Raw genomic sequence first — 23366 nt, 5'->3', positions numbered from 1 at the left:
GCAAGGCATCCGACAGCCACATCATTGCTGAACGCCTTCAGCAAACACTCGAGAGAAATAATATAGCCGACAAGGTGGACATTATCACTACCGGTTGTTTCGGCTTTTGTGAAAAGGGACCTATCGTGAAGATTATCCCTGATAACACTTTCTATACCCAGGTGGTGCCTGATGATGCCGACGAGATAGTCAGAGAGCATATCATCGGGGGACGGAAAATAGAGCGGCTGCTCTATATCGACCCGAAGACGGAGAAGACCGTCAGCGACTCCAAACACATGGATTTCTATCGGAAGCAGATGCGCATCGCTTTGCGTAACTGCGGCTTCATCGATCCGGAAAACATTGAAGAATACATTGCGCTGGATGGGTATATGGCCTTGGCGGACAGTCTTCTCAACAAAAAGCCGGAAGAGGTGATAGACGTGATAAAACGTTCCGGACTTCGTGGACGTGGTGGTGGTGGTTTCCCCACAGGGAAGAAGTGGGAATTTGCCCATAAGCAACAGGCCGACATGAAGTATGTGGTGTGTAACGCTGACGAGGGTGACCCCGGTGCTTTTATGGACCGTTCCATCATGGAGGGTGATCCGCACTCTATTGTTGAAGCAATGGCAGTTTGTGGTTATTCTATCGGTTCTCCCAAAGGATTGGTATATATCCGGGCGGAATATCCGTTGGCTATACAACGTTTGAAGATTGCTATTGCCCAGGCACGCGAATACGGTTTGCTGGGTAAGAATATATTCGGTACGGACTTTAGTTTCGACATTGAAATACGTTATGGTGCCGGAGCATTTGTGTGCGGTGAAGAAACTGCGTTGATTCACTCCATGGAAGGAAAGCGGGGTGAACCTACTTTGAAACCTCCTTTCCCTGCCGAAGCCGGTTATCTGGGCAAACCTACCAATGTGAACAATGTGGAGACGCTTGCCAATATTCCTATCATCCTGACGAAAGGTGCGGAATGGTTTGCGTCTATCGGCACGGAACGCTCGAAAGGAACGAAGGTGTTTGCGCTGGCCGGGAAGATTAACAACGTAGGTTTGATTGAAGTGCCGATGGGCACCACCCTGCGTGAGGTGATTTATGAAATTGGAGGCGGCATCAAAGGAGGGAAGAAGTTCAAGGCGGTGCAGACGGGTGGACCTTCGGGCGGTTGCCTGACGGAGAAGCATCTGGATACGCCGATTGACTTTGACAACTTGCTGGCAGAAGGCTCGATGATGGGTTCCGGTGGTATGATTGTGATGGATGAAGACGATTGCATGGTTTCTGTGTCACGCTTCTATCTTGATTTTACGGTAGAAGAATCATGTGGAAAATGTACGCCCTGCCGTATTGGTAACAAGCGCCTGTTGGAACTGCTGAACAAGATAACCGAAGGACGAGGCACGATGAAAGATCTGGATGCACTTTCTACATTGGGAAAGGTGATAAAGGATACTGCCTTGTGCGGGCTGGGACAGACTTCACCCAATCCGGTATTGTCTACGCTCAATAACTTTTATGATGAATACGTGGAGCATGTGAGGGATAAAACCTGCCGGGCGAAGCAGTGCAAATCATTGCTGACTTATACTATCAACCCGGAACTGTGCATCGGTTGCCATCTTTGCTTTAAACATTGTCCGGCGGATGCCATTCTGGGTGATGTGCGCAAACCGCATGTCATCAATCCGGACAAGTGTATCAAGTGTGGCATGTGCATGGCACGCTGTAAGTTCAAAGCAATCAATGTAGTTTAAGGGAACTAAACTGAAAGAAAATGGAAGAAAAACAAATAACCCTGCAAATAGACCGCCATTATATCACCGTGCCCGAAGGCTCGACTATCCTGGAAGCCGCACGGAAAATCGGTATAGATATACCCACCCTTTGTCATATTGATTTGAAGGGCACTTGCGTTAAAAATAATCCGGCCTCGTGCCGCATCTGTGTCGTGGAGGTGGAAGGACGCCGTAATCTGGCTCCCGCCTGCGCCACCCGTTGCACAGAGGGAATGGTGGTGCGTACCAGTACCCTGCGCGTGATGAATGCCCGCAAGGTGGTGGCTGAACTGATACTTTCGGATCATCCGAATGATTGCCTTACCTGTCCGAAGTGCGGCAACTGTGAGTTGCAGACTTTGGCGCTGCGTTTCAATATCCGGCGGATGCCTTATAATGGCGGAGAGCTTTCGCCCCGTAAGCGTGAAGTCACTTCGTCCATTGTGCGGAATATGGATAAGTGCATATTCTGCAGGCGTTGCGAGAGTGTATGTAATGAGGTGCAGACAGTGGGGGCGTTGGGAGCTATCCGCCGTGGTTTCAATACGACGATTGCTCCGGCTTTTGATAAGATGATGAGCGACAGTGAATGTACTTATTGCGGACAATGCGTAGCTGTTTGTCCGGTAGGGGCATTGACGGAACGCGATCATACTAACCGCCTGTTGCTGGATTTGGAAAATCCGGATAAGATTGTTATCGTACAGACTGCTCCGGCTGTTCGTGCGGCTTTGGGAGAAGAGTTCGGACTGCCTGCCGGGACATTGGTAACGGGAAAGATGGTGTACGCCCTTCGTGAATTGGGCTTTGATTATGTATTTGATACAGACTTTGCCGCCGACCTTACCATCATGGAAGAAGGTGCCGAGATATTGAATCGTCTGACACGTTATATGAATGGGGATAAATCGGTTCGCCTGCCTATCCTGACTTCCTGTTGTCCGGCATGGGTGAATTTCTTTGAACATCATTTCCCCGATATGCTTGATATACCTTCTACGGCACGTTCGCCACAACAGATGTTCGGTAGCATTGCCAAGACATTCTGGGCGGAGAAGATGGGTATTCCGCGTGAGAAGTTGGTGGTGGTATCTATTATGCCTTGTCTGGCAAAGAAGTATGAGTGCGACCGCGATGAGTTTAAGACAGATGGTAGTCCGGACGTCGATTATTCTATTTCCACCCGCGAGCTGGCACGGCTTATCAGACGGGCTAACATCGGTTTCACGTTACTGACGGATAAGGAGTTCGACCAGCCGATGGGAGCTTCGACGGGTGCCGGTGTCATCTTCGGAACCACCGGTGGTGTGATGGAAGCAGCCTTGCGTTCGGTTTATGAGATTTATACCGGGCGGACATTGGAGAATGTGAACTTTGAGCAGGTACGTGGCCTGGCAGGGGGGCGCCGTGCAACGATTGACCTGGATGGCTTTGAACTGAAGGTGGGTATTGCTCATGGTCTGGGTAATGCGCGTCAATTATTGGAAGATATTCGCCATGGGCGGAATGAGTATCATGTAATTGAGATTATGGCATGCCCGGGTGGCTGTATCGGTGGAGGCGGACAACCGTTGCATCATGGCAACTCGGAAGTGCTGTATGCACGTGCCAACGCACTGTATCGGGAAGACGCACAGAAACCTTTGCGCAAGTCGCATGAGAATCCGTACATCAAGACGTTGTACGAGGAATATCTGGGCAAACCGCTGAGTGAGACTGCGGAACGGTTGCTGCATACGCATTATTTCAATAAGGCGATTGATTAACTTATTAAAACGGAGAACTATGTCAGATATCAAATTAGCCTGTGACGTTGCCGAACAAGTGCGCGCTATTTGTGACAAGCATGGCAACCAGCCGGGCGAACTTATCAATATACTTCATGAAGCGCAGCATCTGCACGGCTATCTGCCGGAAGAGATGCAGCGCCTGATTGCTGCGAAGCTGAATGTTCCGGTGTCGCGTGTGTATGGTGTGGTAACATTCTATACTTTCTTTACGATGACTCCTAAAGGTAAACATCCTATTTCGGTATGTATGGGAACGGCGTGCTACGTACGTGGTTCGGAGAAATTGCTTGAGGAATTCAAGCGCGTGCTGGGCATCGAAGTAGGGGAGACTACACCGGACGGGAAGTTTTCACTCGATTGCCTGCGTTGTGTAGGCGCGTGCGGACTGGCACCGGTGGTGATGATTGGGGAGAAGGTGTATGGAAGGTTGCAGGCGGTGGATGTGAAGAAAGTACTGGAGGAGTTGGAATAGTAACTTCCCGGGAAAAGGAGTGTGTTCTCCGGGCAAATAATCATTCGTCCGGAGAACATTTAATAACTGATCTTCTCAAGTATTCCACTTAAATGTGCAATTGCTATTCCATAATTGGTCATCGGCACTTTCTGTGTTTTGGCCTGCCCGATGCGGCTAAGTACATATTTGCGGTTGAACATGCAGGCACCGCAATGGATAATCAGATTGTATTCGGATAAATCTTCAGGGAAATCATTTCCCGAAACGATATCTATCTTTAATCTTTCGCCGATTCTTTTCCGCAACAGGCGGGGGAGTTTTACTCTTCCTATGTCTTCTGTCAGTGGGGCATGCGTGCAGGCTTCGGCTATCAGTACATGCGATTGCTCTGTGAGGCTGTCGATGGCGGCGGCGCTTTCCACGTAGTAATGTATATCTCCTTTGTAGCCGGCAAAGAGTACGGAGAAAGAGGTGAGACGGCTTTCTGCCGGTTTCTGTTGATAGACAGTCTGGAATACTTGTGAGTCTGTAATAATCAGTTGGGGCGGAGAGGCGAGCGCACGTAATGTATCTCCCAATTTATCGGTGGTGCAACTCATGACCAGACATTTCCGATCCAGTAATTCGCGGATAGTCTGCACTTGGGGGAGAATCAGACGTCCTTTAGGAGCTTGAATATCTTGTGGCATGACTAATAATACCACATCTCCTTCCTTTACCTGATTCCCGGTGATGGTTTGTTCTCCGAAGTCAGCAGGAAGTTTCTCCAGGATAGCGCGATGAATCTCGTGGATGCCGGTAGCACTTTTGGCACTTACAATGACGGGATGTTCTCCATAAACTTTCTCAATCTGTGCAGACCGGGGCTCAGTGTCGGGGCGAATATCAGATTTATTAAGGATGAGCACTACGGGGATATTCCGCTCTTTCAGGCGTTTTATCCATACTTGTTCTTCTTCATCTCCATTTTCGCAAAGGAACAGGGCGATGTCTGTTTTCTCTATGACTTTCAGGGTACGCTCCACGCGCATTTCTCCCAGCTCACCTTCGTCATCGAATCCCGGAGTGTCTATGAAAAGGCAGGGGCCGAGAGGATGAATTTCCATCGCTTTCGTAACCGGGTCCGTAGTGGTGCCGGGAATGGGGGAGACGAGGACGGTATCTTGCCCCGTCAGTGCGTTGACAAGACTGGATTTACCACTGTTTCGCCGTCCGAAGAGGGCGATTTGCAGGCGGTTGGCATTGGGAGTTTGGTTCATAGAATTTAATTTGTTTATGTATGAACTGAATACATCAACCTCTTCTTAAAATCTGAAATCTCTTTTTCCATTTTCTATTTCGTACAGATTTCTCATCGCTATCTCCTTAATCTTTGGATTAGGAATGCGCTCCATCTCTTCGTGAATGAGGCGGATACCCTTTTTCCGCGTTTCAGGTGAGGCATAATCTTCCAGATATTCTTTCAATGTCATCAGTGCGTTGGGTTGGCAACAGTTGGCTATCTGCCCCCGTTTGACGAGGGACATGAAACGGTCACCTGTACGGCCTTCGCGATAACAAGCGGTACAGAAACTGGGGATATGTCCCAGGTCGAGCAACCAACCTACCACTTCATCCAGTGTGCGGCGGTCGCTGACGTCGAACTGAGCGGAATTTTCTTCTTCTGTTTCCGGCACGGCATATCCGCCCACGCTGGTGCGCGAACCTCCACTGATTTGCGAGATACCCAATTCGAGCACCCGTCGGCGTACAGTCTCCGATTCGCGGGTGGAAATAATCATGCCCGTATAAGGAACTGCGATGCGCGTAACGGCTACAAGACGGCAGAACATTTCATCCGAAATTGCATTAGGAAAATCTTTCGTCTCAATATCGTCGGCAGGGCAAATGCGGGGTACGCTGATTGTGTGCGGACCTACACCGAATGTGGCTTCCAGATGTTCGGCATGCATCAATAATCCTACGAAATCGTACCGATAGGTATTCAGCCCGAATAATACACCTATACCTACATCGTCGATACCGCCTTCCATGGCACGGTCCATGGCTTCGGTGTGATAGGAATATTTGCTTTTAGGACCTGTGGGATGCAAGGTCTCGTAATTCTCTTTGTGATAGGTTTCCTGGAAAAGAATGTAAGTACCGATACCTGCATCTTTCAGCCGTCGATAATTCTCTACCGTTGTAGCGGCGATATTCACGTTTACCCGCCGGATGGCACCATTCTTATGGTGGATGCCATAGATTGTCCGGATGGATTCCAGAATATAATCGATGGGGTTACGTAGCGGGTCTTCGCCGGCTTCCAGGGCCAGACGCTTATGTCCCATGTCCTGCAAGGCAATGACTTCTTGCCGTATCTCTTCCTGTGACAGTTTTTTGCGTGCTATCGTATGGTTCTTGGCGTGATAAGGGCAATAGACGCAACCATTTACGCAGTAGTTGGAAAGGTATAGCGGCGCGAACATCACGATGCGGTTGCCATAGAATTTTTGTTTGATTTCCCGTGCCAGATGGAAGATACGTTCTATCAGGTCGGGCTGGTCACACTCCAATAGCAAGGCAGCTTCGCGGTGGGACAGACCTTTGCACAAGGCAGCCTTTTCAATCAGGCTTTCTATGAGTGCGCGGTTGTTTTTATTGGAAAGGGCATAGTCCAGCGTATCCAGAATTTCCTGATGATCGATGAACTCTTCCGCTTGTTTTGATTTAACATTGTACATAACTATAATCTCCTCTTTCTTTCGATATTCGGTAGCCTATAGCTGCCAACTTCTCTTCTAATTGCTGTAATCCTTCTGCGGCTTCGGCACCAAGAGAAGCTTTGTTGTCATAAAGTGTATATTTCTCCCGTTGGTTGCGGGGGGAAAGGTTAGGCATTACTACGTTAGCGCCTGCCAGTATGCCACGTTCTCTTCCGTCCGGGGAGAGGGTGGCCAGTGCTGTTGTTGAAGGCAGCAACACTCCGGGATGCATCAGGCGGAAGATGGAAAGGAGCTTTAAAGTCATTTCCATACTCCCCGGAGGGGCAGTGGCGAACGGAGTGTCGTGGTGTGGGATGAACGGACCGATACCTATCATTTCCGGATGGAATTGTTCTATAAAAAGAATATCTTCCACCAGATGGTCTATGCTCTGTCCGGGGCTGCCTACCATAATTCCCGTTCCGGTTTGATAACCGATTTCCTTGAGCCACGTCAAGCATTGCAGCCGTTGTTTTATGGACATACCGGACGGATGCAGATGGCGGTAATGTTCTTCATTGTGCGTTTCGTGCCGCAATAAATACCGGTTGGCTCCTGCCCGGAAAAAGCGTTCATAAGCCTCACGGGATTTTTCGCCTAACGACAAGGTTATAGCACAATCCGGAAACTCCTGCCGGATGGAAGAGATTGTTTCAACCATCCAGTCATCCTTTACAGCCGGTGCTTCACCGCCTTGCAATACAAAGGTGCGAAAACCGAGTGTATATCCTTCGCGACAACAATCCAGAATATCTTCTTGCGTCAGCTCGTAGCGTGCAACATTTTGATTTCCCTTCCGTATGCCGCAATAGTAACAATTATTGCGGCAATGGTTACTTATCTCAATCAATCCGCGAATAAAGACCCGATTACCAAACTGTCCGAGTGTTACCTCCCGTGCCTGCTCTTGCAGGTATATCAGGACATCGGCATCCCGGCAAAGCAGCAGGGCTTTGTATTCTTCTGCATCCAGATGATGCTCCTGCCGGAGTTTAGCAATCAGGGGAATTATCATGTTTCGGTCAATTCTGTTTAATAGGTCTTTTCCTGCTTCGCCAATTCCTGTACAAACTGACGCTTACCGGCTGTAATTTCATTGTGTGTACAAGGTCCCGTGATACATCCGCCTTCGCATGCCATCACTTCAATAAACTGTCCCGGAGCCTTTCCCGATTTAGCATAAGCACGTAGCGAACCGATAGTTTTCTTATCCAGATTAGCCACTTGGATGGCATTGATCTTGTCAGCTTCTTCTTTGAGATAAGCTTTCACAGCCCCCATTACACCACCTGCCTGTGCAAATCCATGTGCTTCGCGTACGGATGCGAACGACATGCTGTAGGGGGGGGCCTGTTCTAACTGGATATTCAGTCCGTCCAATACGGATGCCACTTCTTCGAAGGTCATGACAAAGTCCACTGCATCATCCCATTGTGCTTCTTTTCGTTTGGCTACACAAGGACCGATGAACACCACTTTCGCATCCGGATGTTTCTCCTTCGCGATACGTGCAGAGTAGTACATAGGCGATCCGGTGCTCGATACGTAGGGCTTCATTCCCGGCACATGCTTGTTCACCAGCTCAATGTACGATGGACAACAGGAAGTGGTCATGAATTTCTGCCCTTCTTCCAGTTTTTCCATCAATTCGTGCGCTTCGTTGCTGACAGTATCCATTGCTCCCTGTGCCACTTCAATGACATCTGCAAATCCCACGGCTTTGAGGGCGCCATACACTTGTTCGATGGTTGTTTTAAATTGTCCCAGTATGGAGGGGGCGACGATGGCCACTACTTTTTCTCCCTTACGTATCTTATGCAGGATGTCGAATACTTGCGAAACCTCGAAGATAGCTCCGAACGGGCAAGCATTGAGGCACTTACCGCAATAGATACATTTGCTTTCGTCAATGTGTTCGATACCTTTTTTATCCTTGCTGATGGCTTTTACCGGGCAGGCTTCTTCACAGGGCACAGGGATGTAAACTATAGCATGATAGGGGCAGTTCTTGTGGCAGATACCGCAACTGATACATTCATCATGGTCTATCCATGCCTGTCCGCTTTCCTTCACGTGTACAGCCTTTTTGGGGCAGTTGGTCTGGCAACTGCGGGCAGTGCAACCACGGCAGAGGTTGGTGATTTCGTAATTGATCTGTACGCAAGCCGAACATGCTTCGTCAATCACACACATGATGTTATCTTTCGGTTTCCCATTTTCGGCTCTGTCCAGTGCACGGGCTGCGTACTCTGATAATGGGGTTAATTCGTCTTGTTCATCTTCCATGTCCAGACCCAGCAACGGTAATGATTTGTATTTCCATACGGCGCGTTCTTTATGGACACAGCAGCGTCCGGCATGCTTTGATCTTCTCGGACTTAGTTCGATGGGAAGACGGTCTATTTTTTCTACAAGTTCGTTATCTCTCCACAGTTTTACCAGCTCTGTCAGCAATCTGTGGCGGACAATCATAATGTTGTTGGTAAATGCCATAATATTTATATCGGAATTAGTTAGTTGGTAATTACCGTGCAAAGATAACGATTGTTTCTTATTCTAATGGATAGCTTTAATCATATTCTTAACAATTGCCGGCCCTTCGTAGATGAAAGCGGAATAAATCTGTATCAGATTCGCTCCGGCTGCCAGCATTTGTCGGGCATCTTCGGGGGTCATCATGCCACCTGCACCTATAATCAACATACCTTTCTCGCTGTGGGTGCGAAGATATTTTACGACTTCGAGTGGTTTCTTTCCGATACCTTTCCCGCTTACTCCACCTGCACCGATAACTTCTAACTGGGCTGTTGTATATGGGAATAGATTTGAACGATCCATTGTAGGTCCGGTGGCTATCACTCCTTGCAGTTTGTAGGTCTGTATACAATTAAGCACTGCGTCCATTCCTTCAGGAGTAATATCGGCAGGTACTTTCAGGAGTATAGGACGATAATTCTTCTGTTTACTCCGGAAGGCGGTGAGCGTTTCCAGAACCTTATGCATCAAAGTCACCTCTATTGAGCCCCAATTCAGAGTGAAATAGTCCGCCAGACTATACAGGCCAGCATATATTCTTAAGAAATCGTTCACGGCTTCTTCTTTTTCAGATTGGGGATTCTTATTGATATTGATGCCGAGCAAATATGCATCGGTTTTGTTTTCTAAGTTACGTTTCACAATGTCTAATCCGGGGTTGTTAAATCCTGTCCTTGAAATCAGTGAATCAGCTTTCGGCAGGCGGAAAATACGTGGTTTGGGGGTACCGGGCTGGCTGTCGGGTGTCACGGTTCCTACCTCGATAAAACCAAATCCGAAATCGGCAAGCTCGTTGAATACTTCTGCACCTTTATCAAATCCGGCAGAAAGTCCGACTCGGTTTTTAAAAACGAGCTGGTTCCAGATCAACTGTTTATCCGTAGCTTTGTAATAGTTGCGTATCCAGGAGCGCACGAATGGCAAATGGCCGTAGCACCGCAAAGCCGAAAGTAGGAGAGAGTGTACTCTCTCGGGGCTCAACAAAAAAAGTAACGGACGAATAATTTGCTTATACATGATATATTCTGTTTAATTCGTTACAAAACTATGCCATTTTGCCCGGATATCCTATTCATACTCTTTTATCAGACATAAAGAAAAGTTATATTCTGAATGGATAGGAATAGGGAACGAGAATGATAAGTAATCATCAAGTATAGATAGAAGAAAATAAAAGATGAAGAAGAGTTTGTCGTGCAGGATTAAAGAAGTGTGAATAATTCCTTTGGCAGGTTATAACTTCTATAAACCTTGTATCTTTGATATTAGTGTTCTATCTTTGTATAATAACCAAGCAATCATATCGAACAATGAGAGACTTTACTTATTATGCTCCTACGGAAGTAGTGTTTGGGGCAGCTTCGGAAGAGAAAACAGGAAAACTGGTGAAACAATATGGTGGAACGAATGTTCTGGTACATTATGGTGGACAGAGTGCTGAGCGCTCCGGCTTGCTCGACAAGATTTGCCGGGCATTGGAAGCAGAAGGTATCACCTATGTTAAATTAGGTGGGGTAGTGCCTAATCCCCGTTTGTCGATGGTGCACGAAGGTATTGAGCTGTGCCGGAAAGAGGGGATTGACTTTATTCTGGCTGTGGGCGGAGGTAGTGTCATCGATTCTGCGAAAGCCATTGCCTTTGGTGTGCTTTATGAAGGGGATGTCTGGGATTTCTATATGGGCGAGGCAAGAGCAAAAGTTTGTCTTCCGGTGGCTGCCGTACTGACAATTCCGGCGGCAGGCAGTGAAATGAGCAACAGTACCGTAGTCACCAATGAAGATGGTGACTTGAAGAAAGGATATTCCAATGACTTATGCCGTTGCAAGTTTGCGGTGATGAATCCGGAACGTACCTTTACGTTGCCCAACTATCAGACAGCTTGCGGCGTGACGGACATCATGATGCACACGATGGAGCGTTACTTCTCTCACGATGATGACATGACTGTGACCGATGCTGTGGCCGAAGGCATTCTTCGCACCGTGAAGGACAGTGCTTTTGAAGTACTGAAAGCCCCGGAGAATTACGCTCACCGTGCACAGATTATGTGGGCCGGCAGTTTGGCACACAATGACCTGACGGGATGCGGAACTACCGGAGACTGGGCTACACACCAACTTGAACATGAACTAAGCGCACTCTTTGATGTGGCTCATGGTGCAGGTCTGGCAGCTCTTTGGGGAAGTTGGGCGCGATATGTTTATAAGGAGAATGTGACACGCTTTGCACAATTTGCCGTAAATGTGATGGGAGTGACGAATGATTTTAAGTCGGCTGAACATACAGCTTTGGCGGGTATTGAAGCCATGGAGAATTTCTATCGTGCTATCGGAATGCCTGTCAGCATCTGCCAGTTGATAGGGCGGCAGGCTACGGATGACGAAATCAGAATAATGGCGGATAAGTGCAGTTCCGGTGGAAAGGGAACGACAGGAAATTTGAAGATATTGTATCGTGAAGATATGGAAAACATCTATCGGATGGCAAATAGATAATATTTTCGCGGCACTTATTGTTTTTCAAATGAATTTTCGTTATCTTTAGGGGCATATATCAAATTGGGGGTAATAAAAAAGTCCTGACCCACAGGCAAAGAACATGAGAATACATTTTGAAATTAAAGAAAAACTGCCTGAAATTATTGAAGAAATCTTGCATGGTGAAAGATGGATTGCTTCTGTAAAGGAAGATATTTCAGGTCGGAAGTTGGTTGTTATTCGCGATCCGAGTTATGCTTCGGAAGCGACAGTAGAAATCTATGCTCGTGAAATAACTATCAAAACAGCATGGTCCAACTATACCTATCGTTTGTTTGTTCTGGGTAATAATGTCTGGTGTGAGTATAATGGGGCGTATCGCGGACTTTTGGAACAGAACTTATTACCATCCATCACTCCTAAAGAGAGTTTGTTGGAATCTGAAGTGTTATCCAGCTCTTTGTATGGTCAGGAGAAAAGGAAACTGAGGGAATATGCTGAAGACAATCTGAAATTGAAGAAGTTCCGGCGTGAGAACTTTAATGAAGACCGTACGGGGGTAGCTCCGTTCGATCATCCTAAGAGGGTGTATGATGAGTTCATTAAAGAAGATTATGTGGTTCCGTCGTCTAAAGAAGAATAGGGTGGCAATATGATAATAAGTGCCAGCCGCAGAACGGATATTCCTGCCTTCTATTCGGAATGGTTTTTCAACCGGATCAGTGAAAGATATGTCCTTGTACCGAATCCGTATAATCCAAATATGATTAGCAGGGTCAGTTTAGACCCTGCTGTCATTGATTGTGTAGTGTTTTGGACAAAGAATCCGGCTCCGATGATTGAGAAACTGGATAGGCTGGCTGACTATAAATATTATTTTCAGTTTACACTGAATCCCTACGGGACAGAATTGGAAAGCAAATTACCACCGCTTGACAAGCGTATTGATACTTTTAAGCGTCTTGCCGATAAGATAGGAAAGGAAAAAGTGGTGTGGCGGTATGACCCTATCCTTACGAATGAACAGTATACAGTCGCTTTTCATCAGGATAAGTTTGCTGAAATGGCATCTGCTTTGCAAGGATATACGGAGAAATGTATGTTGGGTTTTATCGACCATTATCCGCATGTCCGTGCATCTCTTCGTGAATTTAATATAGAGACACTGGCAAAAGAAGATATAGAGGCGATGGCAGTCACCTTTAAGAAAACAGCAGATGAGTTATCGATGGAACTGGATACTTGCACCATTAAAGTAGATTTATCTCATATAGGCATTCCAAGTGGCTTGTGTGTGGACAACCGTCTGATTGAAAGAATCACAGGCTATCCCATTCTCTCCCGTAAGGACAAGAACCAACGGGACATCTGCCGTTGTGTGGAAAGCATTGATATTGGTACTTATGAAAGCTGTCTTAACGGGTGCATCTACTGTTATGCAATTAAAGGTAATTATAATACGGCGAAATTTAACCGTAGCAAGCACGACAAAAACTCTCCGATGCTGATTGGAGAAGTGGGGGAGGATGCCGTAATTGTTGAACGGGAAATGAGGAGTCTCCGCACTGACCAACTTTCTTTATTTTAAAACAACTGCATTTTTATTGTCTTCTGACTCTTTTCGAGAAAAAACGTATGTTCTCATGAAAACAATTATGAGTTTGATTGTTGTATAACATTGATTATTCATAATTTTGTGTTTACTTAATTTATAGAAAAATGAGACAAGAAACGGAGCAAGAACTATTGAAGAAAATGATTGGTTTCCAGCGGGAAGAAATCACATCGTGCATCATATATAAGAAATTGGCAGCTATTGAAAAAGATTCGGAAAACCGGAAAATACTGCAACGTATTTCAGAAGATGAAAGCAGGCACTATGCTACGTTGCGCAGTTACACCCATCGGGAAGTGGCGCCCAATCGTTGGGAAATCTTTTTTTATGTATGGCTGGTGCGTCTGTTAGGGATAACATTCGCCGTCCGGCGGTTGGAGCTGGGAGAGAAAGAAACAACGAGTGTCTATTCTCATATGGGGCACAGAACGAATTGTGTAAAGTGACGAGGTGAGTTGATTGGGCTGAAATGCCGATGAACACGGCGATTGAGGCTGATTGGTGTGTGAACCTTGACTTAAAACGAAATGTTACAATGGGCAACAAATGAGTTACATTATTGAGGTCTGAGCGTTACATCGAACCTCAAATGTTACATCGACACACAAAGATAGGCTATTTTAGCTATATGATTAGCAAAATAGCCTATCTTTTTTATTTGTAGGGATGATTACTCTCTCCCGCTACGGATGAGATGAGACTGCCTTATAATGGCTCTCTGAGTAAGTTTTACACCTCCGTCACACAGACCAGCGTGGAGCAGGGTGCTTTGTTTAATGCCGATTTTAACATCGTTTAAAACATCATAGATTGCGCTGATGCTACCGAAATAATAATCTTTCTTCTCAAAGATCAGGTGCACGTGAATAACTTTAGTCATATCATCTTTATTTAGAAGTTTTTTTTGCAAATATATTCCAAATAATAACTATATAGAAGTATTAAGCAAGAAATAAAATAGCTACATAGCAGAGAATATTCATTCCGTTGATGTGTACATTGGAATACACATATAATATCTATACTATGGAGTAGTACACCTATTACTACGCCAATTTATTGTTAATTTATAGTTAAATATCGCAATACACATGAAGACACACATTCAACACACATTCAATTAATAAAACGAATTGCACAACACACACATTCAACACACATTCAAAACACCTGTTTTTTTCGTTCGAGTTTGCACCTATAATATGCAAAATATAGGCGAAAATGGCAGTTTTGTGCCTGAGTTGACACCTTAAATACGTTGTTGTTGTAGATGCTATAATGTTAAATAGTTGATAGATAATGTATTATGCTATTATTGCTACTATATTTGCAGAATAAGACGTATTAATGGCATATTTCATACTGCGAAATGGAGCAATTGGTAGCTCGCAAGGGTCATAGCCTTGAGGTTGTAAGTTCGAGTCTTGCTTTCGCCACAATAGTTTTTGAAGGTGTTAGTAACGTTCCCGCTGATCAGTGCTCCGACTGAGGGATAAAACGTACGGAGATTTAAGGTTATTGATTGATTGTTGATGGAAAATGCTCCCGGTGATTGTGCCGGGAGCTTAAAATTAAGAGCTATGAAGGGGATATTAGTGGTAACATTTGACTTTTTGGATGAAAACGATCATCGGATAGTGGATTACTGTGGAGGAAATACATTGACAACTGAAGTCCAAACGGACAATTTGAGTATAAATGATTATACAGATTTATCTCTTTATCTCACGGATTCATTACATCGTTACGCAATACATGAGCTATCGCGTCCTCTTTTTCCCCATCTCCCAGTACAGATAGGGATATCGGAACAACATAATAATGAGTATCATAAATATGATCTGCCATCTTCTGAACATCAGGAGAACTGCAAATAATCCGTACGTCTTCACCTATGCCGGTTGAAAAATGCTCTTTAGCGTAGCGTTCTACAAGAATATTACATCCAGGGTATCTGGAGTGAAGCCCGTCCATAGCCTGCCAAAATTCCCTATTTCTTTCATCTCCCTTTCTTCTGCTACCTTGATCTATGAATAGATCATTATAGACTATAGTTATTTTATAAGTGGATTCTTTCATTATTACTTAGTTATTAGTCGTTGTTTAAAAGAACTTGCTAATGTTGCCCAGCACCTCATATATCTTTATTATACGGCTTTTGTCAAAGTCCTGATCATCATATTCCGCTTTATTAACCGGAACATAACGGAACTTGTGAGGGTCTTCTGATTTTCGGAGTATCTTCACTGTACGTATGGTATCCAAGACTACGGCATAGATTTCACCATATTGAACATCATTAACTGTACACTCCTTTAGGGCTATGATATCTCCGTGATTTATCTTTTGTTCCATGCTGTGACCTGTAACGTTACACCATAAAGTCGCTTTTTCAAATGGCTTAAAAACTACATTATGAGCTGGAAGAAGTGTTTGGTCATTGAATATCTGATCAAAACCAGCTATAAAGTCCACATCATAATAAGGTACTCCTATGGTTGGTTCATAACTGATCAGGGCAGGTGGATCGGAACGAAGCATAGAGCCCTTACCTGTGAGAAGCCATTCAGGAGATATGTCGCTGTAGTAGCGTAGAATATATTCTACTTTGTCTACTCCAATTGTTTTATTATTCTTATATTGGCTTCCAAATGAGCCATTAGAAAAGCCTACAGACTCCTCAAACCTTCTTATTGAAATACCCTTATAATCAATGTATTTCTTAATTCTTTGAACTGTACTCTCTGTTTTCATAGAAAATATCTTATTATTTATTTTGAAGTGTAGAATATATCTTATATATTTGCACCGTGATAAACATTTGCAGCCCCCAAAGATAAGAATTAAACTCTAAATAATAATAAGTATGGAAAAGGTTTTAGAACACGTTTCAGATAATCTCTCGGTAGAAATAATGCCAGATGATAGATTTGAGTTCTTGATGTCCACAAATGAAACAGCAAAAGGATTCGGTGTTTCTGGAAATACCGTGCGGCGCCACAAGATGGAACATGCCGATGAACTGATAGAAGGAAAACACTTTATTACGAGCGTTCAAAAAATGAACGCTGGTTGTAAATCAGCCGATTACTTGCAAAATAAGCAAATCCTTTGGACCAAACGCGGCATCGTCCGCCTTGGCTTCTTCATCAAGAGCGAACGTGCCAAGATGTTTCGTGACTGGGCGGAAGACTTGGTGGTGAATAAGGTTGATGAGGCTTACCGGGTACAGGCACAAGTTCAGCAACTTTCCCTTTTCCCGGAACCGGTGAAGCGCAACCACAACCGGCTGACGAAAGAACGTCTGGTTGATATACTTGCCGACGTGGCACGGATAGATGACAAGGTGCTCCGCTTGTCGCTGGTCGATAAATTGACAAACATTAAAGCATAGAATATATGAAGAAGATTGATTGGGCAGACCCCAAAAAGAAAAGTGCAGCTTATGACCATCTGATGAAGGTGTTCAAGGTAAAGAGACCTTGCATAAGCCTTGCTATGAGCTTTAAACGCAACAGTCTTGAAGCGGCACAGATGCGGCATGTAGCTATCCATGAACTTGGTGGGCGGTTGCTGAGCGATGAGAATGTGGCAGTGGCGCCAATGAAGGTGCTTGATTCCAAAGGGAATGTGAAGGCGGTGATAGCGAATGATACGATAACCTTATAAATGATATGGATATGGAAAGTAAAGAAGTACAAAGGCCGAATGCGAACCTTTTCAGTTCGCACTCTTTTCTCGCAAATCATCTAATACCCCTTGACAGCTTGCCTCCGTCACACAGAGAGTTGTATTTTTCCCTTTTTGGTAATCCACATAAGGATATGCAAGAGGACGGAAAAACTCTTCGGGGAAAGGGACATCCTTCAAATGTTTCTGCAAAATGCTGTGAACGGTAAAACTTCGGCAGAAGATGATGTCTGAATGTGAGAATAGCTTGTCAAGTATCATACGGAAATCCTTTATTGATATTTCTGTATTCTTAAAGGCGCGGAAACAAACTATATCCATGTAAATTTCAGAACTCGTTCCGGAGTTGTCTTCTTCGGGGGATGAGAATCCGGAAAAATCCTCTATTATGGCATATTCTATTTTCAGAGTTATGGCAATGTTAGATAAAAGATTCTGGACAAAGTTGCGACAGAAAGGTACCTGATTGGCGTCTTTATAAACTATAGCATAATTGATACGCCATTTGCTTTTGTTTGGACTCATAATAATTAAATTCAAGAAGTTAGACAATGTTTATTATCAGCTACAAATGTAGCAAAACTATCCTGGTTCGGGATGAATAGGGGTAGATTTTTCAATAGAGAATTAAAAATTAAAAGTGATATGGAAAAGAGAAGAGTAAGAATGTTGCAAGGTTTTAAAGAGCGTGTAGAAAAGATATGCAAGGTTTTTTCTGACCATGATAATGCGATACGTATAGAAGTGGAGGTTCCGGTAAGCAATCAGAAACTGGCTTCGGATATCAGGAAGAGCGTAGATAACCTTGAAAGGTTAATCAATGAGGCGGAGAAGAGAGGTATGAACGTAACATTAAGGAATGGCATATTCGAGACGCCTGTTATATTCAAAAAGGCAAAATTGGAAATTACCGAAATCAAACGATATTAAGATATGGACAGGAAATTAACGGAAAAAGAAATGGTATTCCTCACAGAACTGGGGAAGCTGATGGAGAAGTATAACGCCATTTTGGGCGCGGAAAACGATACGGTGTGCATAGACATTGATTGGGATGAGGATACGCAGGAAACGATTGTGCTGCCTCACCAGTTCAATATGTTCTACAACTTGGACGAAGTGATTTTAAAGAACTCTTAAACTTGACAGTATATGAAGACATTTAGAAAATTACAGAAGGCGGCTATCGTCGTGGGTATGTCCTACGGGCTTTGGCTGGGTTGCAATGTGGAGGCAACAGATAAGGACAGTATTAGCGGAATGGTGATTGTGGCGTTGGCGGTGGTTGTAGCATTATCTATGCTGATACCTGAAGGACGAAAGGAGGAAACGGTATGAAGGTGAAAGTGACGTGGATCAATAATAATCCATTTGTACTTGATATCAGGGATTTGTCAAGGGTTGTGAAAGCTGAAGTACCTGATGAAATGGCCTATGGCACAATTGAGGATTTTGCCCGTGAAGCTACACCGGAAGGTTTTCACTTACAGTTGATAGACGTTGAAGGTAAAGTATCGCAGTATGACTACAACGGGAATAAGGTATAATAGCCTCTAAGGACGCAGGTTCGGAACTTCCTCAAAATTTAGCTCTTGGTAGAGGAAGTGGTCGGCTCCCCGGTTCGATGCCGGGGCTTGCACTAATTGAAAAAATTAAGGATATGGCACTGATATTCAATAATCGGGTATGTGTGTTTGCGAATGAGCTGATAATCTACAATCCTAAAAGGAATGTAGGAAGTCAAGATGGGTTCATCCCAGAAGGAACATTTCAAACCATGAAGAAACGCAAACAAATTATTGTTCTTCACCGTAGCACCCCTGGCCAATCGGCAATTGTAGATTTTGAAACCATGAGAGAAGATATGAAAAGAAAGTTTATTGAACTTAATGGCGATCCGCGCGCCGTAATAGCCACCCAGTCGCAAAAGAGCCTTCTGGAAGAAGCCATTGTCTTCAGTAACGATGCCTTTGAGTTTTACACAACCAAGTATCGGTATGATGGTGGCAAGAAGCTTCCGGATGCCAAGATAGATGAATATACTTTGAATGTGCGCGTACTGGAAGCCATTCTTTACCTGAGAGACGAACACCGTAAGGATGTCATCGGTACAAGCGGTCCCCGCGTCAATATGTGGAAAAAACTCTGTACGCTGAGCAATGATCTGCTGACCCTGCGCGACCCACACGGGAAACCTCTGTTTCCGCACACCCTGCCGCAAAACGCAGCTTCGCTGAAGCGTAAGTGCCAGGAATACGAGGATGCATGCCGCATCAGCCGTGAAGAAGGCTACCGTTATCTTATTCATAAGAACTTTGGCAACAAGTCCGCTGCCGTGGTGAAGGATGAAGAGAGCGAAGCCATCCTTCACAAGCTCATCTCCCTGCACAACAACCTGAACAGTGTACAGATAATGGAAGAGTATAACAAGGTGGCGGAAATCCTTGACAAGCCGCTTATCAACAGCCCCGTGACTGTGGATAATTACAAGAAGAAGATGGAACTCACCACCATGCAGGGACGCAAAGGTAAGAAAGTCGTTGCCAACACCCGCAAGATGCAGATACACCGGGAAGCCCCTACGCAAGCCCTCACCTACTGGACGCTGGACGGCTGGACGGTGGAACTGCTGTACCAGAAGAAGGTTGCCAAAAACAAGAAGGCGAACGGTGAGGAAAAACGGTATATGATGACCACTTATACCAACCGCAAAACCATCGTAGTTGTGCTGGACGCCTGCTGCAAATACCCTGTAGGCTATGCCATTGGAGACCATGAGTCACCGGCACTGATACGTGAGGCCCTGCGCAATGCCGTGCGGCATACTAAAGAACTGTTTGGCGACCGATACAAGCCGTTGCAGCTTCAGAGCGACAATTATCAGAAAGGTGTTATGGTTCCCTTCTATCAGGCAATGACTAAATACTACACGCCTGCCGCCCTTGGCAATGCCAAATCGAAAATAATCGAACCTTACTTCAAGTATCTGAACGTGCAGCATTGCCAGAAGCAAGGCAACTGGTCAGGGTTCGGCATCACTTCCGACCAGGACAATCAGCCGAATATGGAAGTCATCAACGCGAACCGTCACCTCATTCCCGATGAAGAAACCCTCATGGGACAGATTGAAGCCATGATGATGAAGGAACGCGCCATGAAGATTAAAGATTTTATGGCTGCCTGGGAACAGACTGAGGAAGCCCGAAAGTTACCTTTCTGTGATGAGGAATACCTGCTGCTGATGGGCGAAACCACCGGACGCACCAACCACATTAACGGTGACGGTCTTCGTCTGGAAATGCAAGGTGAGCGGATCAACTACGACACCTTCGACATCTCCCTGCGCGAGCACTACAACGAGGATTGGATCGTGCGCTATGACCCCGAAGACATGAGCCAGATACTTATCAGCAACGCCGTGCGCAAGGGGCTGAAGGATGCCGGAAAAGAAATAGGCACGCTGCGCTACATGATGCAGAAGTGTATGAAGGCTCCCATGGCTCTGGCCGACCAAAAGCCGGAACACTTCGAGTACCGCAACCGGGTGAAAGGCTTCAACGAGGAACTGCAACAGCACATTGATGACAAGGTGGCGAGCGTGGACGGGCACATCAAGAACCTCCAGCAGCGCATCCCGGAACTGATAAACAACACTTTGCTGGATCGTTACCTGATAACCGACTCACGTGGTCAGCATAAGGATGCCCGCAGCAAAATGCGTGATGAAGTGACGGATGCCGACTACGAGGACGTGACCGAACGTCTGCCGCAAGCGGTGGTAATCTCCGCCAATGATGAGGACGAGGACTACGAGTTCAATCCGGCCGACATGAGTTATTCAAGATGATTTAAACAACCTTTAAAAACGATATAAAGATGGATATTCAAGGATTAAAACAGTACGTCGATACACTTGTGAAACGCGGTTCCACTCAAGGCGAGATAGCCCGCAAGTGCGGCATTTCCGGCACTACCCTTTCACAGATTCTTTCCGGCAAGTATGCCGCCAAGGAAGACAATATGGCGGCAAAGATAGCGGCTGCCCTCAACTATTACGAAGGCGCCTGGAACGTGGTCGAAACCGTATCGAGCTATCAGCAGATAAAGGCCGCCTTTAATGCCGCCAAGCGCAACAGCAAATGGTTTTGCATCTCTTCCCGTTCGGGCAGCGGAAAGACGCAGTCGCTCATCGACCTCTATAACGTGAATGCTGACAAGTCCGTCATCTACCTGAAGTGCCGCAAGTGGACAGGGCGCAAGTTCCTTACGAAGCTTGCTACCTGCCTGGGCTTAAAAGTAACCCGCTACATGGACAACGACGACTTGCTGGATATCATCACTGCCAACATCAACCAGATGTCCGACCTGCATCCGCTTCTGATACTGGATGATGCCGGAAAGCTGACCCACTCCGCACTGTGTGCGCTTATCCCCCTGTATGATGATACGTTTCACCGCATGGGAGCACTGGTAGCCGGTACGGAAACGCTGGAACGTACCATCAAACGGTATGTAGGCCGTATCGAAGGATATGACGAAATAGACGGACGCTTCAAGCGAAATTATATCGCCCTGCTGGGTGCCACGAAGAAAGACGTGTGCGCCATCTGCCAGGCCAACGGCGTGACGGACAAAGACAAGCAGCTGGAGATATGGGGTAAGCTGGACAAGCGCAAGAAAGAGCCGGTGGAGGGCAGCGGGAAGTTCATCCTGTTTTGCGATGACCTTCGCGAGCTGGCAGGCATGATAGACAATGAACTGATACATCAACAACTGGAACGTGGCGAGCTGGCATGAAGATTCTGAGCGTAAAGAATATAGAAGACGCGAAATTCCAATACATCCCTTTTGACGGGGAATGGTACCAGGCATTCGGCAGGCCCGAGCGTTCCGGATGCTGGATTGTCTACGGGAAGTCTGGGCAAGGGAAGACACACTTCGCCCTGCTGCTGGCCCGGAAGTTGGATGAGCTTGGAATGAGGGTGCTGTTCATCTCACTGGAGATGGGAGTACATGATGACTTTAAGAAGGAACTGGCACTGGCAGGCATCCGCAGCGGAGTCAGCCGAATACAGTTCAGCGAAGAATGTGAAGGTGTAGAAGACATTGAAGGGGAAATAACCAAGCAACGCAGTGCCGACGTGGTAATAGTCGATTCCGTGCAATACCTGGGAGACCAGTGCGGAGTCAAGGCCAAAGAGATTATAGCCCTGCGAAAGAAGTATCCTAAAAAGATGTTCGTTTTCCTTTCTCATGTGGATGGAAAGGAGGTTGAAGGGCAGATGGCCTACGACGTGAAGAAGGATTCTTTCAGGCGTATATATATAGACAGATTCAAGGCATCACATGTGTCTCGTGGTGCAGGTGGTCCCCGCGGCTACTTCATTATATGGGACAAAGGATATCAAAAACATTGGTTGGAAAATATTAAAGAACAAGCGTATGAAAGTAACAATGACTAAACCCATCAGCCCCCGGCAGCTGCAAGCCCTGCAGACAGCCATTCAGGGCATCGGCATCAGAGAGAGGCAGGAACGCCTGGAATGGCTGTCCGGCCAGACGGGACGAATCATCGGCAGCACCAAGGAACTGACCTTCGAGGAAGCGAAGCGCCTGCTGTCAAGTCTGAACGGTGACCGCGACCGGAAGGTGAAGGATATGCTTCGGGAAGAAGCCCGCCGCCTGGTCGGAAAGATTTATAAGAAGTCTTTCCAGATATCTTTCCTCAACAAGGATTACAGCGGGAATAACAGTCCGGAAGATTTTGAAATGAACAAGGCTAAAATCAATGTTTGGGTACGGAAGTACAGTGGAACCGGGAAGAACATCACGCAGATGGATGTGGAGGAACTGCGCAAGGTGCTTGGCGTGATGGGAAAGATTGCCAGAAAGGAGGCGGAACAATGAGAGACTATATCCGTAAAACCCCGGACACGTCCGACCGCCGTCAGGAACTTGCCAGCCAACTGGAAGCCAGTGCCGACCGTATCTGCGACCTTCAGGAACGCCTGATGGACGGTACCGACAAGTTGAAACCTGCCGAATATGACCGTCTGCTGGATGCCTACCGGGCGGAGCAAATACGCTATGACCGTCTGGACCGGGAACTGGAGGCGCTGGAAACCCCGAAGAAGGCACCGGAAAACAAGGAAAAGCGGCGCAAGCTGAACAGGGAAAGACGGGAGAAGATTAATTATTAACCCTATAAAAAAAGGAATTATGGCAAGAACTAAGAAAACAGTAATCAGCGGCATCAGCCGTGAACAGGCAGAACAGGCATTCGCAGACTTTG

General features: G+C 46.0%; 27 protein-coding genes and 1 tRNA gene. 19 read left to right on the top strand and 9 right to left on the bottom strand.

Annotated features, from left to right (window positions below):
* The 3 genes from nuoF to nuoE all read left to right on the top strand — a co-directional run.
* A partial coding sequence (gene nuoF, locus QZ135_RS20970) for an NADH-quinone oxidoreductase subunit NuoF (protein ID WP_294614085.1) occupies positions 1-1748 on the top strand: 1748 nt, incomplete at its 5' end.
* 20 nt (positions 1749-1768) lie between these two features.
* On the top strand, positions 1769-3535 hold the full coding sequence (locus QZ135_RS20965) for an NADH-dependent [FeFe] hydrogenase, group A6 (RefSeq protein WP_294614082.1): 1767 nt from the start codon (positions 1769-1771) through the stop codon (positions 3533-3535).
* A gap of 19 nt (positions 3536-3554) precedes the next feature.
* Positions 3555-4031, top strand: a complete 477-nt coding sequence (gene nuoE, locus QZ135_RS20960; RefSeq protein WP_007665079.1) for an NADH-quinone oxidoreductase subunit NuoE — start codon at positions 3555-3557, stop codon at positions 4029-4031.
* Positions 4032-4090: 59 nt separating this feature from the next.
* On the opposite strand, the gene hydF is transcribed toward nuoE, so the two are convergent.
* The 5 genes from hydF to QZ135_RS20935 all read right to left on the bottom strand — a co-directional run bounded on the left by hydF (position 4091) and on the right by QZ135_RS20935 (position 10309).
* Entirely contained in the window at positions 4091-5272 is a 1182-nt protein-coding gene (gene hydF, locus QZ135_RS20955) for a [FeFe] hydrogenase H-cluster maturation GTPase HydF (protein ID WP_294614078.1), read from the bottom strand.
* A gap of 45 nt (positions 5273-5317) precedes the next feature.
* Entirely contained in the window at positions 5318-6736 is a 1419-nt protein-coding gene (gene hydG / locus QZ135_RS20950; RefSeq protein WP_294614075.1) for a [FeFe] hydrogenase H-cluster radical SAM maturase HydG, read from the bottom strand.
* Positions 6723-7769: a [FeFe] hydrogenase H-cluster radical SAM maturase HydE gene (hydE, locus tag QZ135_RS20945; RefSeq protein WP_294614088.1), complete on the bottom strand. Its 1047-nt coding sequence runs from the start codon at positions 7767-7769 to the stop codon at positions 6723-6725. Before hydE ends, hydG begins: the two co-directional genes overlap by 14 nt.
* A gap of 20 nt (positions 7770-7789) precedes the next feature.
* Positions 7790-9250 (bottom strand): 4Fe-4S dicluster domain-containing protein, encoded by a 1461-nt coding sequence (locus QZ135_RS20940; RefSeq protein WP_294614072.1) that lies wholly within the window; start codon positions 9248-9250, stop codon positions 7790-7792.
* Positions 9251-9313: 63 nt separating this feature from the next.
* The gene (locus QZ135_RS20935) at positions 9314-10309 is read right to left on the bottom strand and encodes a quinone-dependent dihydroorotate dehydrogenase (RefSeq protein ID WP_294614070.1); all 996 of its coding nucleotides are present in this window, start codon (positions 10307-10309) and stop codon (positions 9314-9316) included.
* A gap of 293 nt (positions 10310-10602) precedes the next feature.
* On the opposite strand from QZ135_RS20935, the gene QZ135_RS20930 reads away from it, so the two are divergent.
* From QZ135_RS20930 to QZ135_RS20915, 4 genes are all read left to right on the top strand, one after another.
* Positions 10603-11787 carry an iron-containing alcohol dehydrogenase gene (locus QZ135_RS20930; RefSeq protein WP_294614068.1) on the top strand — a complete coding sequence of 395 codons (1185 nt, stop codon included), beginning with the start codon at positions 10603-10605 and terminating at the stop codon, positions 11785-11787.
* 103 nt (positions 11788-11890) lie between these two features.
* On the top strand, positions 11891-12412 hold the full coding sequence (locus QZ135_RS20925; RefSeq protein ID WP_291554870.1) for a hypothetical protein: 522 nt from the start codon (positions 11891-11893) through the stop codon (positions 12410-12412).
* Positions 12413-12421: 9 nt separating this feature from the next.
* Positions 12422-13357, top strand: coding sequence for a DUF1848 domain-containing protein (locus tag QZ135_RS20920; protein WP_294614064.1), 936 nt, complete (start codon positions 12422-12424; stop codon positions 13355-13357).
* A 131-nt stretch (positions 13358-13488) separates the two neighbouring features.
* A complete protein-coding gene (locus QZ135_RS20915; protein ID WP_294614060.1) occupies positions 13489-13830 on the top strand; it encodes a ferritin family protein in 342 nt (113 codons plus the stop codon).
* 224 nt (positions 13831-14054) lie between these two features.
* Here the strand turns inward: QZ135_RS20915 and QZ135_RS20910 are convergent, their stop codons facing one another.
* On the bottom strand, positions 14055-14264 hold the full coding sequence (locus QZ135_RS20910) for a hypothetical protein (protein WP_294614057.1): 210 nt from the start codon (positions 14262-14264) through the stop codon (positions 14055-14057).
* A gap of 483 nt (positions 14265-14747) precedes the next feature.
* Between QZ135_RS20910 and QZ135_RS20905 the strand changes: the two genes are divergently transcribed.
* Positions 14748-14820 (top strand) — tRNA-Met (locus tag QZ135_RS20905).
* A gap of 289 nt (positions 14821-15109) precedes the next feature.
* On the opposite strand, the gene QZ135_RS20900 is transcribed toward QZ135_RS20905, so the two are convergent.
* Both QZ135_RS20900 and QZ135_RS20895 read right to left on the bottom strand, forming a co-directional pair.
* Positions 15110-15463, bottom strand: a complete 354-nt coding sequence (locus QZ135_RS20900; RefSeq protein ID WP_294614054.1) for a hypothetical protein — start codon at positions 15461-15463, stop codon at positions 15110-15112.
* Between the two features lie 24 nt (positions 15464-15487).
* A complete protein-coding gene (locus QZ135_RS20895) occupies positions 15488-16138 on the bottom strand; it encodes a S24 family peptidase (RefSeq protein ID WP_294614051.1) in 651 nt (216 codons plus the stop codon).
* Between the two features lie 112 nt (positions 16139-16250).
* Between QZ135_RS20895 and QZ135_RS20890 the strand changes: the two genes are divergently transcribed.
* Together QZ135_RS20890 and QZ135_RS20885 are read left to right on the top strand one after the other, a co-directional pair.
* The gene (locus QZ135_RS20890) at positions 16251-16778 is read left to right on the top strand and encodes a hypothetical protein (protein WP_294614048.1); all 528 of its coding nucleotides are present in this window, start codon (positions 16251-16253) and stop codon (positions 16776-16778) included.
* A 5-nt stretch (positions 16779-16783) separates the two neighbouring features.
* Entirely contained in the window at positions 16784-17053 is a 270-nt protein-coding gene (locus tag QZ135_RS20885; RefSeq protein WP_294614045.1) for a hypothetical protein, read from the top strand.
* Between the two features lie 51 nt (positions 17054-17104).
* On the opposite strand, the gene QZ135_RS20880 is transcribed toward QZ135_RS20885, so the two are convergent.
* Positions 17105-17599 (bottom strand): hypothetical protein, encoded by a 495-nt coding sequence (locus QZ135_RS20880; protein ID WP_294614042.1) that lies wholly within the window; start codon positions 17597-17599, stop codon positions 17105-17107.
* Positions 17600-17719: 120 nt separating this feature from the next.
* Between QZ135_RS20880 and QZ135_RS20875 the strand changes: the two genes are divergently transcribed.
* From QZ135_RS20875 to QZ135_RS20835, 9 genes are all read left to right on the top strand, one after another.
* Complete coding sequence (locus QZ135_RS20875) at positions 17720-18004, top strand: hypothetical protein (RefSeq protein ID WP_294614039.1); 285 nt, start codon at positions 17720-17722, stop codon at positions 18002-18004.
* Positions 18005-18007: 3 nt separating this feature from the next.
* Positions 18008-18214: a hypothetical protein gene (locus QZ135_RS20870; RefSeq protein ID WP_294614036.1), complete on the top strand. Its 207-nt coding sequence runs from the start codon at positions 18008-18010 to the stop codon at positions 18212-18214.
* Positions 18215-18226: 12 nt separating this feature from the next.
* Positions 18227-18412 (top strand): hypothetical protein, encoded by a 186-nt coding sequence (locus QZ135_RS20865; RefSeq protein WP_294614033.1) that lies wholly within the window; start codon positions 18227-18229, stop codon positions 18410-18412.
* Positions 18409-18621 carry a hypothetical protein gene (locus QZ135_RS20860; RefSeq protein WP_294614030.1) on the top strand — a complete coding sequence of 71 codons (213 nt, stop codon included), beginning with the start codon at positions 18409-18411 and terminating at the stop codon, positions 18619-18621. Before QZ135_RS20865 ends, QZ135_RS20860 begins: the two co-directional genes overlap by 4 nt.
* A gap of 113 nt (positions 18622-18734) precedes the next feature.
* The gene (locus tag QZ135_RS20855; RefSeq protein ID WP_294614027.1) at positions 18735-20921 is read left to right on the top strand and encodes a hypothetical protein; all 2187 of its coding nucleotides are present in this window, start codon (positions 18735-18737) and stop codon (positions 20919-20921) included.
* 29 nt (positions 20922-20950) lie between these two features.
* Positions 20951-21871: an AAA family ATPase gene (locus QZ135_RS20850; RefSeq protein WP_294614022.1), complete on the top strand. Its 921-nt coding sequence runs from the start codon at positions 20951-20953 to the stop codon at positions 21869-21871.
* On the top strand, positions 21868-22536 hold the full coding sequence (locus QZ135_RS20845; RefSeq protein WP_294614019.1) for an ATP-binding protein: 669 nt from the start codon (positions 21868-21870) through the stop codon (positions 22534-22536). Before QZ135_RS20850 ends, QZ135_RS20845 begins: the two co-directional genes overlap by 4 nt.
* Positions 22517-22981 (top strand): hypothetical protein, encoded by a 465-nt coding sequence (locus QZ135_RS20840; protein WP_294614016.1) that lies wholly within the window; start codon positions 22517-22519, stop codon positions 22979-22981. Before QZ135_RS20845 ends, QZ135_RS20840 begins: the two co-directional genes overlap by 20 nt.
* Positions 22978-23274: a hypothetical protein gene (locus QZ135_RS20835; RefSeq protein WP_294614014.1), complete on the top strand. Its 297-nt coding sequence runs from the start codon at positions 22978-22980 to the stop codon at positions 23272-23274. The genes QZ135_RS20840 and QZ135_RS20835 overlap by 4 nt, the downstream gene beginning before the upstream one ends.
* Positions 23275-23366 lie beyond the last annotated feature (92 nt).

Source organism: uncultured Bacteroides sp. (assembly GCF_905207245.1).
Taxonomy (GTDB): Bacteria; Bacteroidota; Bacteroidia; order Bacteroidales; family Bacteroidaceae; genus Bacteroides.
This window is presented reverse-complemented; position numbering and strand designations above follow the sequence as displayed.

Bases quoted from the DNA above. Each gene is read 5' to 3' on its own strand.
- QZ135_RS20965 (WP_294614082.1), top strand. From the start codon at position 1,769: ATGGAAGAAAAACAAATAACCCTGCAAATAGACCGCCATTATATCACC.
- nuoE (WP_007665079.1), top strand. From the start codon at position 3,555: ATGTCAGATATCAAATTAGCCTGTGACGTTGCCGAACAAGTGCGCGCT.
- hydF (WP_294614078.1), bottom strand. From the start codon at position 5,272: ATGAACCAAACTCCCAATGCCAACCGCCTGCAAATCGCCCTCTTCGGA.
- hydG (WP_294614075.1), bottom strand. From the start codon at position 6,736: ATGTACAATGTTAAATCAAAACAAGCGGAAGAGTTCATCGATCATCAG.
- QZ135_RS20940 (WP_294614072.1), bottom strand. From the start codon at position 9,250: ATGGCATTTACCAACAACATTATGATTGTCCGCCACAGATTGCTGACA.
- QZ135_RS20935 (WP_294614070.1), bottom strand. From the start codon at position 10,309: ATGTATAAGCAAATTATTCGTCCGTTACTTTTTTTGTTGAGCCCCGAG.
- QZ135_RS20930 (WP_294614068.1), top strand. From the start codon at position 10,603: ATGAGAGACTTTACTTATTATGCTCCTACGGAAGTAGTGTTTGGGGCA.
- QZ135_RS20925 (WP_291554870.1), top strand. From the start codon at position 11,891: ATGAGAATACATTTTGAAATTAAAGAAAAACTGCCTGAAATTATTGAA.
- QZ135_RS20920 (WP_294614064.1), top strand. From the start codon at position 12,422: ATGATAATAAGTGCCAGCCGCAGAACGGATATTCCTGCCTTCTATTCG.
- QZ135_RS20915 (WP_294614060.1), top strand. From the start codon at position 13,489: ATGAGACAAGAAACGGAGCAAGAACTATTGAAGAAAATGATTGGTTTC.
- QZ135_RS20910 (WP_294614057.1), bottom strand. From the start codon at position 14,264: ATGACTAAAGTTATTCACGTGCACCTGATCTTTGAGAAGAAAGATTAT.
- QZ135_RS20900 (WP_294614054.1), bottom strand. From the start codon at position 15,463: ATGAAAGAATCCACTTATAAAATAACTATAGTCTATAATGATCTATTC.
- QZ135_RS20895 (WP_294614051.1), bottom strand. From the start codon at position 16,138: ATGAAAACAGAGAGTACAGTTCAAAGAATTAAGAAATACATTGATTAT.
- QZ135_RS20890 (WP_294614048.1), top strand. From the start codon at position 16,251: ATGGAAAAGGTTTTAGAACACGTTTCAGATAATCTCTCGGTAGAAATA.
- QZ135_RS20885 (WP_294614045.1), top strand. From the start codon at position 16,784: ATGAAGAAGATTGATTGGGCAGACCCCAAAAAGAAAAGTGCAGCTTAT.
- QZ135_RS20880 (WP_294614042.1), bottom strand. From the start codon at position 17,599: ATGAGTCCAAACAAAAGCAAATGGCGTATCAATTATGCTATAGTTTAT.
- QZ135_RS20875 (WP_294614039.1), top strand. From the start codon at position 17,720: ATGGAAAAGAGAAGAGTAAGAATGTTGCAAGGTTTTAAAGAGCGTGTA.
- QZ135_RS20870 (WP_294614036.1), top strand. From the start codon at position 18,008: ATGGACAGGAAATTAACGGAAAAAGAAATGGTATTCCTCACAGAACTG.
- QZ135_RS20865 (WP_294614033.1), top strand. From the start codon at position 18,227: ATGAAGACATTTAGAAAATTACAGAAGGCGGCTATCGTCGTGGGTATG.
- QZ135_RS20860 (WP_294614030.1), top strand. From the start codon at position 18,409: ATGAAGGTGAAAGTGACGTGGATCAATAATAATCCATTTGTACTTGAT.
- QZ135_RS20855 (WP_294614027.1), top strand. From the start codon at position 18,735: ATGGCACTGATATTCAATAATCGGGTATGTGTGTTTGCGAATGAGCTG.
- QZ135_RS20850 (WP_294614022.1), top strand. From the start codon at position 20,951: ATGGATATTCAAGGATTAAAACAGTACGTCGATACACTTGTGAAACGC.
- QZ135_RS20845 (WP_294614019.1), top strand. From the start codon at position 21,868: ATGAAGATTCTGAGCGTAAAGAATATAGAAGACGCGAAATTCCAATAC.
- QZ135_RS20840 (WP_294614016.1), top strand. From the start codon at position 22,517: ATGAAAGTAACAATGACTAAACCCATCAGCCCCCGGCAGCTGCAAGCC.
- QZ135_RS20835 (WP_294614014.1), top strand. From the start codon at position 22,978: ATGAGAGACTATATCCGTAAAACCCCGGACACGTCCGACCGCCGTCAG.